The sequence below is a fragment of the Algibacter sp. YIN40 genome, assembly GCF_057219435.1.
In genome coordinates, this window is record NZ_JBXVVC010000001.1 from 1,390,506 (window position 1) to 1,408,852 (window position 18,347).

Annotated in this window: 14 protein-coding genes and 1 tRNA gene; 10 read left to right on the plus strand and 5 right to left on the minus strand. The window is 32.8% G+C overall.

The window, feature by feature from the left end:
- From AC2D6V_RS06385 to AC2D6V_RS06395, 3 genes are all read right to left on the minus strand, one after another.
- The gene (locus AC2D6V_RS06385) at window positions 1-936 is read right to left on the minus strand and encodes an SLC13 family permease (protein WP_484647228.1); all 936 of its coding nucleotides are present in this window, start codon (window positions 934-936) and stop codon (window positions 1-3) included.
- A gap of 176 nt (window positions 937-1,112) precedes the next feature.
- Entirely contained in the window at window positions 1,113-1,838 is a 726-nt protein-coding gene (locus AC2D6V_RS06390; RefSeq protein ID WP_484647229.1) for an SLC13 family permease, read from the minus strand.
- Between the two features lie 183 nt (window positions 1,839-2,021).
- Window positions 2,022-2,094: transfer RNA gene (locus AC2D6V_RS06395), tRNA-Phe, on the minus strand.
- Between the two features lie 221 nt (window positions 2,095-2,315).
- On the opposite strand from AC2D6V_RS06395, the gene AC2D6V_RS06400 reads away from it, so the two are divergent.
- The 7 genes from AC2D6V_RS06400 (at window position 2,316) to AC2D6V_RS06430 (ending at window position 10,225) form a co-directional block, all read left to right on the plus strand.
- The gene (locus tag AC2D6V_RS06400) at window positions 2,316-3,044 is read left to right on the plus strand and encodes a type III pantothenate kinase (protein ID WP_484647230.1); all 729 of its coding nucleotides are present in this window, start codon (window positions 2,316-2,318) and stop codon (window positions 3,042-3,044) included.
- On the plus strand, window positions 3,044-4,354 hold the full coding sequence (gene bamG / locus AC2D6V_RS06405; RefSeq protein WP_484647231.1) for a BamG family beta-barrel-assembly machinery protein: 1,311 nt from the start codon (window positions 3,044-3,046) through the stop codon (window positions 4,352-4,354). Before AC2D6V_RS06400 ends, bamG begins: the two co-directional genes overlap by 1 nt.
- Window positions 4,355-4,372: 18 nt before the next feature.
- A complete protein-coding gene (locus tag AC2D6V_RS06410; RefSeq protein ID WP_484647232.1) occupies window positions 4,373-5,752 on the plus strand; it encodes a hypothetical protein in 1,380 nt (459 codons plus the stop codon).
- Window positions 5,753-6,307: an LPS export ABC transporter periplasmic protein LptC gene (gene lptC, locus AC2D6V_RS06415; RefSeq protein WP_484647233.1), complete on the plus strand. Its 555-nt coding sequence runs from the start codon at window positions 5,753-5,755 to the stop codon at window positions 6,305-6,307.
- 44 nt (window positions 6,308-6,351) lie between these two features.
- Window positions 6,352-6,546 carry a hypothetical protein gene (locus tag AC2D6V_RS06420; RefSeq protein ID WP_484647234.1) on the plus strand — a complete coding sequence of 65 codons (195 nt, stop codon included), beginning with the start codon at window positions 6,352-6,354 and terminating at the stop codon, window positions 6,544-6,546.
- Window positions 6,547-7,836, plus strand: a complete 1,290-nt coding sequence (locus tag AC2D6V_RS06425) for a hemolysin family protein (protein WP_484647235.1) — start codon at window positions 6,547-6,549, stop codon at window positions 7,834-7,836. It begins immediately after the preceding gene.
- A 232-nt stretch (window positions 7,837-8,068) separates the two neighbouring features.
- Window positions 8,069-10,225 carry a peptidylprolyl isomerase gene (locus tag AC2D6V_RS06430; protein WP_484647236.1) on the plus strand — a complete coding sequence of 719 codons (2,157 nt, stop codon included), beginning with the start codon at window positions 8,069-8,071 and terminating at the stop codon, window positions 10,223-10,225.
- Between the two features lie 60 nt (window positions 10,226-10,285).
- Here the strand turns inward: AC2D6V_RS06430 and AC2D6V_RS06435 are convergent, their stop codons facing one another.
- Together AC2D6V_RS06435 and AC2D6V_RS06440 are read right to left on the minus strand one after the other, a co-directional pair.
- Window positions 10,286-11,221 (minus strand): GYDIA family GHMP kinase, encoded by a 936-nt coding sequence (locus AC2D6V_RS06435; RefSeq protein WP_484647237.1) that lies wholly within the window; start codon window positions 11,219-11,221, stop codon window positions 10,286-10,288.
- Window position 11,222: 1 nt separating this feature from the next.
- Window positions 11,223-12,551 carry a hydroxymethylglutaryl-CoA reductase, degradative gene (locus AC2D6V_RS06440; RefSeq protein ID WP_484647238.1) on the minus strand — a complete coding sequence of 443 codons (1,329 nt, stop codon included), beginning with the start codon at window positions 12,549-12,551 and terminating at the stop codon, window positions 11,223-11,225.
- Window positions 12,552-12,788: 237 nt separating this feature from the next.
- Here AC2D6V_RS06440 and AC2D6V_RS06445 point away from each other — a divergent pair, with 237 nt between their 5' ends.
- From AC2D6V_RS06445 to AC2D6V_RS06455, 3 genes are read left to right on the plus strand one after another with little or no spacing between them, the layout of a single operon-like run.
- Window positions 12,789-15,023 (plus strand): S9 family peptidase, encoded by a 2,235-nt coding sequence (locus AC2D6V_RS06445; protein ID WP_484647239.1) that lies wholly within the window; start codon window positions 12,789-12,791, stop codon window positions 15,021-15,023.
- Window positions 15,024-15,046: 23 nt separating this feature from the next.
- Complete coding sequence (locus tag AC2D6V_RS06450) at window positions 15,047-16,432, plus strand: peptide MFS transporter (protein ID WP_484647240.1); 1,386 nt, start codon at window positions 15,047-15,049, stop codon at window positions 16,430-16,432.
- A 60-nt stretch (window positions 16,433-16,492) separates the two neighbouring features.
- Window positions 16,493-18,268 (plus strand): peptide MFS transporter, encoded by a 1,776-nt coding sequence (locus AC2D6V_RS06455; RefSeq protein WP_484647241.1) that lies wholly within the window; start codon window positions 16,493-16,495, stop codon window positions 18,266-18,268.
- The last annotated feature ends 79 nt before the right edge of the window (window positions 18,269-18,347 follow it).

Below are 18,347 nucleotides of genomic sequence, written 5' to 3' on the forward strand. Positions count from 1 at the left end.
TTAAAAAGGCCAAATCACAGGCACTAAAATCAAAGATAAAATGAAAAATAGTAGTAATAAAGGGACACCAACTTTTACATAATCCATAAATTTATAATCGCCTGCAGCCATAACCATGGCATTAGTTGTTGTGCCAATAGGGGTTAAAAAAGCAGTAGAAGCACTAATGGCAACAACAATCATAAATGGTTCGGGCGAAATATTTAAAGACGTGGCAGCTAATATAGCTATTGGAGCCATTAAAACCGCTGTAGCTGAGTTATTAATGGCTTGACTAAAACCAGTAGTTAATAAAAATATGCCACCTAATAATACAATGGGGTGTATACTTCCTAAATTAGTAACTAAACTATTAGCAGCAAGTTCTGCAACACCAGTTTTTTGAAGTGCAATACCCATAGGAATCATTGCTGCAATCATCACGACACTTATCCAACTAATACCTTTATAGGCTTTAGCCATTGGTACACATCCCGTTAATAAAATAACACCCGCAGAAACCATAGCAGCAATGGCTCCAGGAACAACTTTAAATACAAGTAATGCAATCATTAGTAAAAGCATTGCTAATGAAATGTAAGATTTATAGGTTAACGTATTTACATCCTTAGACATGCTTTCTGGGTTTCCAGAAATCACAAGATTTTTATAAACATTTTTTAAATGTTCTATACGCTCCCAAGTGCCTCGAATAATAAATGCATCTCCAGCTTTTACAGCTACGTTTTTATCTTTTAGAGGCTTGTTATTTCTTGAAGCAGCTAATAATTGAATACCAGCTTGTTCCAAATACAATCCCATTGGGATGTTATGTCCTAAAAAAAGCGATTTAGGTGTCACAATCATTTCTGCCATACCTACTTCTTGATTTATGAACTCATCCTTTAAATCATCGTTATTGTTTTTAAAAGGAATCAAATTAAGTTTAAATTTCAAAATCATATTATCCACATCTTCTGTTTTTCCTTTTACAGTAATAATGTCGTGGTATTGTAAAATAGTATCTGGTGTTGGAAATTCAATATAAGGTTTGACGCCTTTTACAACATTAGGAAACCGTCTTCTTAATCTAATTATTGAAACATTGTATTTATTATCGAAATCCCATTCACCTATGGTAGTATTAGTAAAGGAGACATTGAACGTACTCGTAAACGGTAAATATTTTCATCAATGCTATAATTTTCAATCCATTGATGCATTTCAGAATCAATATTTACTGGCTGATTTTCAGAGGTGTTTTTTGGTAATAATTTATAACCAATAAAGCGGAAATATAAAATTGAAATAAGTAGTAATGGCAACCCAATGAGGGCAAACTCAAAAAATGAAAAGGATTCGAATCCTTTTTCTACTAAGGCATTACTAGCAATAATATTTGGAGGGGTTCCAGTTAATGCTAATAAGCCACCAGTATTTGATCCAAAAGCAACAGGCATTAATAGTTTTGAAGGCAATGTACCCATTTTATATGCGGCAGATACAGTAACTGGTAGTAATGTAGCAACAGTTCCGGTATTGCTTACAAAACCAGACAAAACACCAGAGCCTAAGGTGACTAATACTAATAGTTTGGGAATGCTTTTACCTGCCCATTTTACAAATTTTTGTCCTGCTAATGCTGTCCATCCCGTTTGAGATAGACCTTCGCCAATAATAAATAGCGAGGCAATCATTATTACGGTAGGGTTACTAAACCCGCTAAGTGTTTCAGAAAGATCTAAAATGCCAAATAAAAACAGGCTCAACATAGACATTAGTGCCACAATATCTGGTGTGAATTTACCCCAAACAAAGATTACGATTGTTATTGTTAGAATAATTAGAAGTATTGTCATGTACAATTTTGAATATAATTAACTGTTTTAAAAATAGACAATATTTATAACTTTCAATAGTTGAAGTGATAGTCTTTTTTAAGAGAAAAGGTTAGTTAACCATTGTATAGGCAATATTCTAGAGCAAGAATCAAAAAACCCTTGAATATCATCTGATAATCAAGGGTTTATAAACTTTAAAAGTGGTACCTCCAGGAATCGAACCAGGGACACAAGGATTTTCAGTCCTTTGCTCTACCAACTGAGCTAAGGTACCATCACTTTTGAAGGCCTTTGTGCTACCTCCCGATAGCTATCGGGATGAGCTAAGGTACCTCGCCAAAGCGGATGCAAATATATTCATTTTTATTATTCACCAAAAGAAAATTATAAAAAATAGTGTAGTTTATTTTTTATTACACATCTTAAAAATTGTATCTCATTAAATAAGAGCGTTTACAAGGCTTAATTTTTGTAAATTTGACCTTTTCTTGAAAAATGAATTTAATAATAGATGTAGGAAATACGTTTGCAAAACTCGCCGTTTTTAATGAAGGCAAAATTGTTAAGAAAAAAACAGTAAAACCTGCATATATTCTGAAGCATGTTGTAGCTTTAATTGAGGCCTACCCATTAATACAAAAGGGTATAATTTCTTCGGTTGGTGAAGTGAACGTTGATCATTTACAGGAGATAAGAGACAAGATTAGTTTACTGGTTTTAGATACTACAACCAAACTTCCGTTTAAAAATAAATACAAAACGCCCAAAACTTTAGGGAAAGACCGTTTGGCATTAGTAAGTGCTTCGGTATTAAAATTTCCAGATGAAAATGTGCTTATTATTGATTCGGGTAGTTGCATTACTTACGATTTTATAACCGTAAAAAACGAATACTTAGGTGGCGCTATTTCACCAGGAATAAGAATGCGTTATAAAGCATTAAATAATTTAACTGCAAATTTACCGTTGTTAGATACAGAAATGCCAAAGGAGATTGTTGGTAAATCAACTCAAGAGTCTATTCATTCAGGTGTTATTTATGGTGTTCTTAATGAAATTGATGGCGTAATTAATACGTATAAACTAAAATATTCAGATTTAACAGTAATTTTAACAGGAGGAGATGCTAAATTCTTGTCTAAACAATTAAAAAGTAGCATATTTGCCAACTCGAATTTCTTATTGGAGGGATTGAACTATATTTTACAATTTAATTCAAATTAATGATTAAAAAACTTGTATTAGTTTTTATTGCAGTTTTTGCAATTCAAAGTTACGCACAAGAGGGTACGGCCTCACCATATTCTTTTTACGGTATTGGAAGCTTGAAATTTAAAGGTACTGTTGAAAATAGAAGTATGGGAGGTATAAGTATTTACAATGATAGTATCCATGTGAATTTGAGAAACCCAGCATCTTATGCAACCAACAATTTAAATTTTTATGGAAACGAAAGTAGACCTGTAAAGTTTTCGGTTGGAGGGAGTTATTCTTCTATAGATTTAAAAAGTAGTTCTTCTGAAGGAACCGCAACCTCTACAACTTTTGATTATTTAGCTCTCTCTGTTCCTGTTGGAAAATTCGGATTTGGGTTTGGAATTTTACCATTTACATCGGTAGGGTATAAACTAGAGTCTCTAAATGGCAATGGTGATATTGAAAATAGATTTCAAGGAGAAGGTGGTTTAAATAAAACATATTTAGGTGTTGGTTATCAAATTGCTAAAGGATTAAGTATTGGTATAGATGCTAATTATAACTTTGGTAATATACAAAACAGTACTATTGAGATTAATTATGACACAGATAATGTGCCTTTGCAATACCAGTCTCGTGAAAACAACAGATCTGATTTAAGTGGATTAAGTTTTAATTTAGGACTGTCTTATAGCGCGATGTTAAATGAGAAATTAGAATTTGTTTCTGGGCTTACATTTACACCAGAAAGTAGTTTGACTTCTAAAAACGAACGATCTTTTTCAACTGTTTCTCTAGGCTCTAATGGTAACGAATTTGTAATAAATACTATAGAAACAGATTTAGAAGCCCAAGGTTTATTAGAAACAGATCTTACATTACCATCTAAGCTGTCCCTTGGTGCAGGAATAGGGCAACCTAGAAAATGGTTTGTGGGTGCAGAGTATACATCTCAAAAAACTAGTAATTTTTCTAATCCTTTGTACACAAGTAGCGCTACAACTTACGAAGATGGTTCTACATTTTCTTTAGGAGGCTTTTATATTCCTCGATATAATTCGTTTAGCGGATATTTTAAACGAGCTGTTTATAGAGGTGGTTTACGCTACGAAAAGACAGGTTTAAACATAAATAACGAGTCTATTAATGAGTTTGGCATATCTTTTGGGGTAGGATTACCAGTTGGCGCAGTAACATCGTTTTCAAATATAAATCTAGGAGTAGAGATTGGAAAACGTGGGACTACTAATAGCAACTTAATAGAAGAGAATTTTATAAATTTCCAAATAAGTTTATCTTTGAACGATAGATGGTTTGTTAAAAGGAAATATAACTAACAGCATAAAATTAATATCATGAAGACGAAAATTACATTATTAACACTATTATTTTTAGCATTAAATATAAGTTTTGCACAACAAGACGAAGAGTGTATGACCAAGCTTTCCATATTTCACGAATATGTAAAAGCTAAAAATTATGATGCAGCTTATGAGCCTTGGATGGCAGTAAGAAACAAATGCCCAAAATTTAATAATGCCATTTATATAGATGGAGAAAAAATATTAAAGGATAAAATAAAGAAGACCTCTGGTGCAGATCAAATAACTCAGATCAACGATCTTTTAAAACTTTGGGAACAACGGGCACAGTATTTTTCTAGTAAAACAGCAAAAGGAGAATATGCAGCAAAAGCCTGTCAATTAATGTACGACAATAAAGAGGCTCTTGGAAAAACAGATGTAGAATTGTACGAATGCTATGATGCTGCTTATAAGCTAGATAAAGCTACGTTTACAAACCCTAAAAGTTTGTATACTTATTTTTCTTTAATGGTAGATTTGTTTGATGCTAAAAAGAAATCAGATTCTGATTTGTTTAATAAATATGATGATGTTGTTGAAAAAGTTGAAGATGAAGTTAAAAATTATTCAAGTAAAGTAAATAAGTTAATTGCTAAGGAAGATGCTGGAACTCCTTTAACAAGTAAGGTGAAAAGATATAAAAAATCTTATGAAAGCTACTTAAAAGCTTATGATAAAATTGCTGGTAGTATCGATTCTAAATTAGGTGATAGAGCAAATTGCGAAAACTTAATTCCTTTATATACTAAAGATTTTGAAACTAATAAAGGTGATGCTTTATGGTTACAAAGAGCTGCTGGAAAAATGTCTGAAAAAGAATGTACAGACGATCCATTATTTTTCAAGCTAGTAAATGCATATCATGAGTTAAGCCCTTCTGCAAATTCTGCATATTACTTAGGGATCTTAAAAGATAAAGAAGGAAAACCAAATGAAGCTATTGCATTTTATAAGCAAGCAATTGATTTAGAAACAGACGATTTCAAAAAATCTAAACTTAACAATAGAATAGGTTTAAAATTAAAAGCTAAACACCGATACGGTCAGGCTAGAGGATTCTTTAGAGAAGCTTTGAAATTGAATCCTTCCAACGGACGCCCATATTTGTCTATAGCAGGTATGTATGCTGCTAGTGCTAAGAATTGTGGTGATTCTAACTTTAATAAAAGAGCGGTTTATTGGTTAGCAGCAGACGAAGCTAGAAAAGCAGCACGAGTAGATGCTACATTAAAAAAAGCAGCTTCTCAGTCGGTTGCAAATTACACAGCTAAAGCACCTACAAAAGCAGAAATATTTAGTGCTGGTAATGCAGGTCAAACAATTAGTATAGGATGTTGGATTGGTTCTTCTGTAAAAGTTCCAAATATATAAATGAAAATATTTTTAAAATATAATTTTTTAAACATAGTCACCATATTTATGGTGACTATGTTTTTTTCATGCAAAGACAACTTTAATGATGTCCAAAAAATGGGTATTTCAGAAAACGAACCTATTGGGGTTGCCGAAAATATTAATTTAAAATATACAGATTCAGGTAAAATAAAAGCAATTCTGCTTAGCCCGAAAATGTTAGATTATTCCAATCGAGAGTTTGCATTTAATGAATTTCCCGATGGTATTATTTTAGATGTTTTCGATGATAAAAATCAAAAAAGTGTTATTGTTTCAGATTATGCGATTGTCTACAATAAAACAGATTTAATTGATTTGCAAGGTAATGTTAGAATTGCAACTCATAGTAAAGATACGTTATATGCCGAACAGTTATTTTACGATCAAAAACGAGAATGGCTCTTCACAAACAAACCAGTCACCTTTAGAACGGGTTCCGATGTTATTAATGGTAATGGATTCGATTCAGACACGAAATTCACAAATGCAAGAGTGTTAGAGGTTACAGGTATAATTAGCGTAGATGAATAACAAGCATTTCTTATTTTAGTTATCTTTGCAAATAAATCTTACCAATGAAATATTCAAAGTTTTTTCAATATGCCTATTTAATATTTGCAGCACTTTTTATTTATGATGCCTTAGATAAATATTTTAACCAAGGTATTGTTGCTTACGCATCTTTATTATTGAGTGCTACTGCTATATTCATGTTTTTCTTTAGAAGAAAGTTTGCTAAAAAGTTTGATAAAAAAGATCAATCAAACTAAATGAGTACCGAGGTCATAGTCATCATTTTTTCCTTATTGCTTTCAGCTTTCTTTTCTGGTATGGAGATAGCTTATGTGTCTTCAAATAAGATTCATATAGAAATCGAAAAGAAACAGGAAGGTCTTTTGGCTAAGATATTGGCAAAACTCACTGCAAAGCCATCTAAATTTATAGCTACAATGCTTATTGGTAATAATATAGCTTTAGTTATTTATGGTTTGTTTATGGGAGACTTATTAATGAATTGGTTTCTGTCTTTGCTTCCAACTTCTTCGGTTTTTATAAACTATATGCTAAGCGATTTAAGCTTACTTTCACAAACTATTATTTCTACCATTGTAATATTAATTACTGCGGAGTTTTTACCAAAAGTATTTTTTCAAATTTATTCTAACACGCTTATAAAGGCATTAGCGTTACCTGCCTATATTTTTTATGTTTTATTCACGTTGGTTTCAGATTTTGTAATGTGGATATCAGATACTGTTTTAAGATGGTTTTTTAAAACGGAAGGCGATCAAATTCAATTGGCATTTACTAAAGTAGAATTAGGTAACTACATTAGTGAACAAATGGAATCGGTTGAGGAGCATGAAGAAGTAGATTCCGAAATTCAAATTTTCCAAAATGCCTTAGAGTTTTCAGAAGTTAAGGCTCGAGAAGTTATGGTACCTCGTACAGAAATTATAGCTGTAGAAATTAACGAGTCTATAAAAACCTTAAATGCACTTTTTACAGACACTGGTTGCACTAAAATATTGGTTTATAAAGAAACTATTGACGATATTTTGGGCTATGTACATTCCTTTGAGCTCTTCAAGAAACCAAAAACGATAAAATCAGCAATGCTTCCTGTTGAGTTTATACCTGAAACGGTACTTATAAAAGATGTGCTAAATGTATTAACTAAAAAGCACAAAAGTATTGCAGTAGTTTTAGACGAATATGGTGGTACTTCAGGAATTATGACGGTTGAAGACATCGTTGAGGAACTTTTTGGAGAAATAGAAGATGAGCATGATACAGTCGATTTAATAGAAGAGAAAATAGAAGATGACACCTACAATCTTTCGGCACGTTTAGAAGTTGATTATATAAATGAAACCTATAAATTGAATCTTCCAGAAAACGAGAATTACGAAACTTTAGGGGGGTTAATTGTTAATCATACCGAAGAAATACCAGAACAAAACGAGATTGTAATTATTGAAAATTTTCAATTTTCAATTTTAGAAGTTTCAACTACCAAAATTGATCTTGTAGAACTCAAAATTTTGGAAGAAGGTTAGATTTTAGTGTACCGTGTGCTTTAATCATTAGGTGTACCTAGTGTATATCTTATTTAACAGCTTGAAATCTTTGACTTGGCATAACAATTTTCAATAAACAAAACCCAGTTAAGCCTTTTATTATTAAATAGAAAATGGTATTTTCGCGCACGATATTTTTGTCAAATCGCAATTTTTGACAAGCAAATTAACAAGCAATTTTCCCTTTTGGAATATAAAATTTAAATGACAGATGGCAGTTTTAAATAAAATTAGACAACGTTCACTTTTTTTAATCTTAATTATAGCGTTAGCATTATTTTCTTTTGTGTTAGCAGATTTATTCAAAAACAGTGATGCTCTTACGGCGAAATCACAAAATGTTGTTGCAACCATAAATGGGAAAGATGTTACAAGAGAAGACTTTTTACAAAAGGTAGAGGCAGCTCAAAGACAAGCTGGACCAAACGCTACAAGTACACAAGTAATGAACCGTGTGTGGGATCAAGAAGTTAGAAAGGCGGTTATGGAAACGCAATATGATGAATTAGGAATTTCTGTTGAGAAAGACCAAATGCGTGATATTTTAAAAACATCTTTAGCAACGAGGCCAGAATTTTTAAACGAAGCTGGATTATTTGATGAAAATAAATTAAACGAGTTTATTGCAAATTTAAAAGATATCTCGCCACAACCAGGTTTTTTTGGTGGCCAACCTTTAACTTATTCTGATTGGGTAAACTACGAAAAGCAATTAGCTTCAAGTACCTTAAGTCAAAATTACTTTAACTTAGTGAAAGCAGGCTTAACAGGAACCTTAGCTGAGGGTGAATTAGAGCACAAACTACAGGGTAATAAAGTAGACATTAAATATGTGCAAATACCTTACTCTTCTATTCCAGATAGCACAGTAACTGTTAATAAGTCTGATATTTCATCATATATCAAAAAAAATAGTAAGAAATATGAAGTTGAAGCTTCAAGAGATATAAGATATGTTGAATTTAAAGAAGTAGCGACAGTTGAAGATGAGAATGCTATAAAAGCAGATCTTGAGACGTATTTAAATGGTAGATTCGTAGATGAAACTGGAAGAAAAGATACAATCGTAGCTTTTTCAAAAGTAAAAAATCATGCCGATTATATTAATTTAATTGCAGGTTCTACCGAGAAGTTAAACGATCGTTTTGTGTTTAAGGCAAGTTTGCCTGCAGCACATACTGATAGTATATTTAAATTAAATGTTGGTGAAGTTTACGGACCTTATAAAGATGGTGGAAGCTTTAAGTTGACAAAGATAATTGCTGAGAAAAACATTCCTGATTCTGCTAAAGTAAGACACATTTTAATTCCGTTTATCGGATCGCAAAGTGCGGATGCTCAGATAACCCAAACAGAGACTCAAGCTAAAGTAACGGCCGATAGCCTTTTAGCTGTAATTAAATCGGATCGTTCAAAGTTTCCAGAGTTAGTTAAAGAGTTTTCTGCGGATAAGGGAAGTTTAGAAAAAGAGGGTCGATATGATTGGCATCCATATAACACGATGGTTCCTGAGTTTAATGACTTTGAATTCGAAGGTAAAGTTGGTGATTTAGGTGTTGTAAAAACAGCTTTTGGCTTTCATATTATTGAAATTGAAGGTCAAAAGAATGAAAATCGTGCAGTGAAAGTTGGTACGATTGCTAGAACGATAGAGCCTTCAGAAGCTACTATAAATAAAGTATTTAGAGATGCTTCTAATTTCGAAATTACAGTAGCCGAAAAAGATTACGAAGCAACAGCAACAGATAGTAAATACACAGTACGTCCAATAAACGGTATTAAAGCTTTAGATGAAAATATTACGGGTATAGGCAGCCAAAGAAGTATTGTACGTTGGGCTTTTGAAGATGCTTCAGAAGAAGGAGATATCAAACGTTTTAATATTCCTAGCGGTTATGCTATTGTTCAATTAGTTGCAAAACATGACGAAGGACTTATGTCTGTTGAAGATGCCTCTATTACAGCGCTACCTGCAATTCGTAAAGAGAAAAAGGCACAAATTATCAAGGATCGTATTTCTGCTACTAATTTAGAAGATTTAGCTGCTGCTGAAAATACAACAGCAAAATCTGCGTCAGCACTTACAATGAAAACTCCAACTATTTCTGGAGCTGGACGTGAGCCATTAATTGTTGGAACAGCATTTGGACTAAATGAAGGTGAGACTTCAAAGTTAGTCGCAGGAGAAAATGGGGTATATATGGTTGAAGTAACTAAAGTAACTCCAGCAGTAGAATTAGATAACTATCAAGCTTCTGCAAATAGAGTAGCACAACAAAAAACAAGTGCAGTAAACACTAAAGTATTTGAAGCATTAAAAGAGGCTGCTGACATTGAAGATAACAGAGCTGCTTCTCAAGTTCAATAGAGAAAAATTGCAGTTCATAGAATAGAAAAGAGCCTCGTTAATCGAGGCTCTTTTCTATTGTTATAATGCCATATCGACATAAGGGATAATGGTTTTGAATCCTTTATTTTTAAAATAAGATGTTGGACTCACTTTAGAAGTGACTAAAATAAAATCGCCTCCCCAAGCACCTAAACTTTTGATGCTACCCACAAAATCATTAAATAATAAGTCTTTAATAGGTCTTTGTTTGGTTAGTTTGCTAATTATATTTTCGTGCCTAGTTATTAAATTCTCATAAGTTTCCAGAGAATCACAAGAAATCATTTTACTTGTAATTTCATTAATTTCTGCTATCACCGATTTTGAGTTTTCTTTGTTAGCATGATAATGTTTAATACCTTCTCGACTATTCTGCTTTCTGTTTAAATAAACAAAGAAGATATGTTCTTTAAATGAAGGATTAAAATCAATTTCTTCAATATTTCTTTTTGCAAATTTATCATTAGAGTGAAGCTGATAAGATATAGGCATATTATGCTTAGCACATGCTATATCATATCCACTTCCGCCAAAAGTTAATTCAAGTAGTTTGTAAGCATCGATCTTAGCCCATTGAGCTATATTATTTATTAAGGTAGATGAGGTTCCAAGTCCCCAATTTTTAGGGAAATCTAATTTTGTAGTAATTCTGTATCCAATATTCTTATTTAAGAAATTGGGGTTTAAAGTTTTAGCAGTATTTAGAATTTGAATTAATCTATTTGAAATGTCATTGTGAGCTGTTTGCTTATCCTCTGATGAGTGAGGTCGAAATGTTACATTCTCAATTAAAATTTCATCTTCAAACCAAACCAAACCTTTTTCATTTAAGCTTTTCCAAATGATTTTTGGTTCATCTATAGTTTCAACTTCTAGTGACTGACCAAATTTAGTAGGAATAGCAAGAGACAAAGCACCATCTAGAACTGCGTATTCACCTGTGAGTAATAATTTTCCGTTACTTCTGTAAAGCATATTATTTATCACTTGTAACTCTTAGCTTATTTATAGCGTCAACAACAGCACTATGTGTTACAGTATTTGTTTTAAAGTACTCAGTTAAGAGCTTTTTTTCGTCGTTACTTGCTTCAAATTGATTTAATATATTCATTAAATGCATTTTCATATGCCCTTGCTGAATACCAGTAGTAGTTAGAGATCGTAGTGCTGCAAAATTTTGAGCTAAACCAGCAACCGCTACAATTTGCATGAGTTCCTTGGCTGATGGATGATGTAATAATTCTAATGATAATTTAACTAATGGATGCAATTTGGTTAGCCCTCCAACGGTACCTAGTGCCAAAGGAATTTCCATCCAAAAAGTAAAAATGCCGTTTTCTATTTTGGCATGTGATAAACTGCTATAACTTCCTTTTCTTGCTGCATAGGCATGTACACCAGCTTCAACAGCTCTAAAGTCATTTCCTGTAGCTAAAACCACAGCGTCAATACCGTTCATAATACCTTTATTATGCGTTACAGCACGATATGGTTCTATTTCTGCAATATTAACAGCTTGAACAAATTTGGCAGCAAATTCTTCTGATGAAATAGTATCATTCTCATTCAAATCTTCGACCTTACAACTAACTTCTGCTCTAACTAAACAATCGGGAACATAGTTAGATAATATGCTCATAACAATTTCAATGTGCTTTTCGTCTTCAGAGAAAGAAGCAAAATTTAAAGCTTCATTCTTAAAAGTCTTAGCGAACTGTTCTAAACAAGAATTTATAAAGTTGGCACCCATAGCATCCAGTGTTTCAAAAGAAGCATGAAGCTGATAGTAACCATCTATGTTTTCTGTTTTATCGCGTAATTCAATATCCAGTATGCCACCACCTCGCGATTCCATATTTTTTGTAAGGTCTTTCGAATCACTTAAAAGTTTTGGTTTCACTTCTTCGAAGAAGGATTTTAGCTTAGAAAAATCACCTTTAAAAATAAAATGAACTTGACCTATTTTAGTTGTTGAAATCACCTTTGTTTTAAAACCACCTCTATCTAACCAAAATTTAGCCGCCTTACTCGCAGCAGCAACAACGGAGCTTTCTTCAATTGCCATTGGGATGGTGTAGAGTCTGTTATTTATAAGAAAATTAGGAGCTACACCTAATGGTAAATAGTAATTAGTAATGGTGTTTTCTATAAACTCATCATGTAATTGTTGCACCTTTTGGTTAGTATTCCAGTACTGCTTTAAAATATTCCTGGCTTCTTCCGAATCTGAGAAATAGGTGTTAACAATCCAGTCTATTTTTTTTTCTTTAGACAATTTGGAAAAACCAGCAATAGATTTACTCATAAAATTAGTTTATGGTGCAAAGATAAGACTCTTGGTATGAATATTGAATATCTTGTTTTAGCAAGTCATTTAAGTGTTAATAATTACGGTTTTTTGCATAATTTTTAGTAAACTTGACATCATTTTGTGAAATAAACATATTTTTTAACGAAATGCCCTATATTCATTATTTAATTTAATGATTTTGACTTGCTAATATGTTATATTCAATCATTTTAAAACAGTAGATATCTACAAATGAAGTACCTGAAACTTTCCCTTAGTATTTGCCTTTTTCTATCCACAATAATATCGGCACAAACAAAAGAAATTAGTTTAGAAGAAATTTGGAATGGAACCTTTAGCACTGAAGGTATGGATGTGCTGCACTCCATGAAGAATGGACAGCAATATTCGGTTTTAAATTTTGATAGAACTTTAAGGAGTACATCAATTGATATTTATGATTACAAAACACTAGAAAAAGTAAAGACTTTAGTTAGTTCTAATAATCTTGACGCTTTGCCATATTTTACAGACTATACTTTTAGTAAGGATGAGCAAAAAATTATTTTGGCGATTAATGAAGAATCTATTTTTCGTCGCTCTGTTCTTGGTAATTATTACGTTTATAACGTAAGTGATAGTTCACTTGATTTAATTTCGGAAGACAAAATTCAAGAACCTACATTTTCACCGGATGGCACTAAAGTGGCATTCGCAAAAGCGAATAATTTATATGTTAAAAACCTAAATTCTGGTGAAACGCTACAATTTACTTTTGATGGCAAAAAGAATGAAATAATTAATGGCATTACCGATTGGGTTTATGAAGAGGAATTTGCTTTTGTTAGAGCTTTTGATTGGAATGCAAATAGTAATAAAATAGCATTTATTCGATTTGATGAAACTGTCGTGCCAGAATTCTCTATGGATGTTTATGGTACAGGATTGTATCAAACCCAGGAGGTATTCAAATACCCCAAAGCTGGAGAAGCTAATTCTTTGGTGTTGCTTCATATTTATAATCTTGAAACGGAAGAGATAAATAAAGTAAAAGTTAATAAAATATATAGCGATTTTTATATTCCACGCATTAAATGGACCAATAATCCTGATGTTTTGAGTGCGCATTACATGAACAGACATCAAAATGAATTGGATTTGTGGATGATTAATGCCAAAACTAATGCGTCTAATTTGGTTTTAGCTGAAAAAGACAAAGCATACTTAGATGTTACGGATAATTTAACTTTTTTAAAAGATAATAGTTTTATCTGGACAAGTGAGAAAGATGGTTATAATCATATTTATCATTACGATAAAAATGGTAAACTGATAAATCAAGTTACAAAGGGAAATTGGGAAGTAACTAATTATTATGGTTATGATAAAAACACCAATAAAATATTTTATCAATCTGTAGAAAACGGCTCAATAAATCGTGATGTTTATTCAATTAAACTTAATGGGCGCAACAAAGAAAGGTTGACTAAAAGTGAAGGCACTAATAACGCATCATTTAGTGCGGATTTTTCATATTTCATTAATGCATTTTCAAGTGCATCAACCCCACCTGAATATTCTTTAAATAGTGCTGCATCAGGAAATCTTATAAAAAGTATAAAAGACAATGATGTATTGTCTCAAAAACTTTCAGATTATAAAACTTCAAAAAAAGAATTCAGTACAATACATATCAACGGGAACGATTTAAATATGTGGACGATTAAACCTGCAGATTTTGATGCTTCAAAGCAGTATCCACTTTTCATGACGCAGTATTCTGGACCGGGATCACAGTCGGTTGCAAATAGTTGGAATAGTGCAAACGACTATTGGTTTCAACATTTAGCAGAAGAGGGCTATATAATAGTTTGTATAGATGGAAGAGGTACTGGTTTAAAAGGAGCTGAATTTAAGAAAGTGACACAAAACGAATTAGGTAAATATGAAGTTGAAGACCAAATTGCGGCGGCTAAACAATTAGGAGAATTGCCACATGTAGACGCTAGCCGAATAGGAATTTGGGGATGGAGCTATGGAGGTTTTATGAGTAGCAACTGTTTGTTTAAGGGCAATGATGTTTTCAAAATGGCAATAGCAGTTGCACCAGTAACAAGTTGGCGTTTTTATGACACGATTTACACAGAGCGCTATATGACCACACCGCAAGAGAATGCAAGTGGTTATGATGATAATTCACCTATAAACCATGTTGACAAGTTGGAAGGTGATTTTCTTTTAGTACATGGTTCTGCAGACGATAACGTACATTTACAAAATACAATGCGATTGGCAGAGGCTTTAATTCAAGCAAATAAACCTTTTGATTGGGCAGTGTATCCAGATGATAATCATGGCATTTTTGGTGGGAACACAAGGTTGCATTTATTCAAAAAAATGACAAAGTTTATACATGATAAACTAGGTGACAAGAGAGATGATAACGAGAAAGTTGAAGTAGAAGAAAAAGTGAGAATTAAAGGATAGAATACTAACTAACAATTATATATATGGCAAATTCAGCGACAATGAAAGAAAAGGAATTATTTGGACACCCAGTAGGATTATTTGTCCTCTTTTTTACCGAAATGTGGGAACGTTTTTCCTATTATGGAATGCGTGCTATTTTGGTATTATATTTAGTTGGGCTAACAACCGACGCCAATTCTGGATTAGGGTGGTCAAATGGTGAAGCTTTGGCTTTATATGGATGGTATACTATGATGGTGTATGTCATGTCGATTCCAGGAGGAATTATTGCCGATAAACTTTTAGGTCAGAAAAAGGCAGTATTAGTTGGGGGGATTTTATTGGTTTTAGGACATAGTATATTGGCTATAGAAGCAATGTGGGCTTTTTATACAGGTTTGGTATTAATAGTATGTGGTGTTGGCATGCTTAAACCAAATATTTCGACTATGGTTGGAGGCTTGTATAAACAAGGTGATATCAGGAGAGATAAAGGGTTTACAATTTTTTACATTGGTATTAATGTAGGCGCGTTTTTGTCAAGTATAATCGTTGGATATGTTGGTGAAGTTCATGGATGGCATTATGGTTTTGGTTTAGCAGGAATTGGTATGGCCTTGGGTTTAATACAATATGTTGTTGGGCAGAAACATTTGAAACATGTTGGGAATTTCCTCGGGGAATCTAAAAATGTTGAAGAAAAAGCAGCAATGAATAGACCGCTTACAAAAATTGAAAAGGATAGAGTAGTCGTCTTACTCCTTTCATTTTTACTAGTAATTGTTTTTTGGGGTGCTTTTGAGCAAGCAGGAGGCTTAATGAATATTTATACTTCCGAAAAAACAAATAGAATGCTAATGGGATGGGAAGTCCCAGCAACTTGGTTTCAGTCTTTAAACGCTCTTTTTATTGTTGTTTTAGGAACAGCGGTTGCAGGATATTGGGCCAAAAGAAAATTGCACAATAAGATTTCTACTTCTCTATATAAAATGACTTTAGGCTTAATAATCATGGGGCTAGGTTTCTTTTTTATGACAGCCGCCGCAGCACAATTTGAATCTACAGGTTCTTCAGCAATGTATTGGTTGGTGTTAGCATATCTTTTTCATACTGTTGGTGAACTTTGTTTATCTCCCGTTGCATTATCGTATACTACTAAATTAGCTCCGGTTAAATATGCCTCATTAATGATGGGGATTTATTTTGCAATGACAGGGTTTGGAAGTAAGCTAGCAGGGCTCCTTGGGGAATGGTCTGAAAGCCTTGGAGAGTACACTATTTTTACTGGAATTGCAGTTTTTTGTGTTGTATTAGGGGTTTTGGTGTTAGCCATAAGAAAAAAATTAGAACACTTAACTCATGGAGCTGAAGATGATGAACATGTTATTTATGATGAAGCAGAAGGTTTTGAATTAGCAGATAATTAATTAAACTAAATATAGACCTCATAAAACTTTTATGAGGTCTTTCTATTTAATACTTTTAATATGACAGAAAACACAACCGATCATTTTTTTAAGGATAAGGTCTTAGGACATCCTTCAGGATTATTTGTATTATTCTTTACCGAAATGTGGGAACGCTTTTCCTATTATGGGATGCGTGCAATTTTGGTGATATTTTTAACAGGTGCACTTATTGGAGATAACCCTGGATGGGAATGGACTTCTGAAGCTGCATTGTCACTTTTAGGAACTTACGCAATGCTCGTCTATTTAACACCTTTACTTGGAGGTTGGCTAGCGGACAATAAAATTGGTTATAGAATGGCTGTAGTTATTGGTGCGCTGTTAATGACTTTAGGACATGCTTCTATGGCTGTTGAAACGCCAACTTTCTTATATATTGGTATCGCATTTTTAATAGTTGGAAATGGTTTTTTTAAACCTAATATGACCTCTATAATTTCTAAAATGTACGAGGGTCATGATGAGAAAAAAGATGGGGCCTATAATATATTCTATATGGGGGTTAATGCTGGTGCATTTATAGGAATTATGCTTTGTGGCTGGGTAGGTGAAAAAATAGGGTGGAGTTATGGTTTTGGACTTGCTGGAATTTTTATGTTATTAGGTATGCTTCAGTTTCATTATGCACAATCACTATTTGGGGATATCGGTGCAAAGCCAGAAAACGAAAATGTTGATTTAATTGATGATTTAACAAATAATTCAAAAGTAGTATCAAGCACAGGAGTAAGGTTAAACAGATTTTTAACTATAGATTATATTCTTATAGCCGTGTTTATTGTTTCTGCACTTATTTTTATTATTAATGACCCCTTAAGTAAAATTGGAAATATCTATACCTTTAATTTTACCGTTGTAGGAATGACAGATTCTTTATTCTTTGCTTTACTTGCAGCAATTACGTTTATTTTACTTCTAATTGTTAGAATACCGAGATATGTTGCTATTGAGAGGGATAGAATGATAGCATTTTCAATATTTTGCCTTTTTACTATTTTTTTCTGGGCTGCATTTGAGCAAGCCGCAGGATCTTTACCAATATACACAAGAGATTATACAAATAGAATTTTGGAAGGTGGAGCAGCAACAACGTTTAAAATTGTTGACTTAATAGTTACGGTAGTACCGCTCTGCGTAATTACTTATGTGCTGTTAAGTTTATTCAGAAAGACATTTAACAGAATTGGTTTATCAAATATTATTCTTGGTTTTAGTTTTGTTATTGTTTGGGCTATTGTTTTATATAAATTATATATTGAATTTCATTCTACCGAAACAGAAGTTCCAATTACTTGGTTTGCAATATTGAACTCACTTTTTATTATAATGTTTGCGCCACTTTTTACTAAATGGTGGGATAGTAAATATAATCCGCCAGCTTCTGTGAAGTACTTTTTAGGACTCGCTCTTTTAGGTGTTGGATTTGGATTCCTAGCATTTGGTGCTAAAGATGTGCCATTAGGTGCTCAAACGGCCAGTTTAAGTATGGCGTGGTTAGTACTAGCATATTTATTTCATACATTAGGGGAAATGTGTTTAAGCCCAATGGGGCTATCTTATCTTAGCAAACTAGTTCCAGGACGTATGATAGCATTCATGTTTGGTGTTTATTACTTAGCTATCGCAATTGGTAATAAATTAGCCCATTACGTAGGTGGGGATATTGAAAAAATAACAAGTGAACATGGTCTTTCTTTTTTCTTCTTGATTTTTACGTTTATACCAATAGGTTTGGGACTTGTGTCTTTATTACTTCATCCATTACTTAAAAAACTCATGCATGGTGTTCGTTAATCGAATAAATAGTTAAAATTAACTCAAAAAACTCCTGTTTAGGAGCTTTTTTTGTAAGTTCGGAATAGCTTTTGCAACA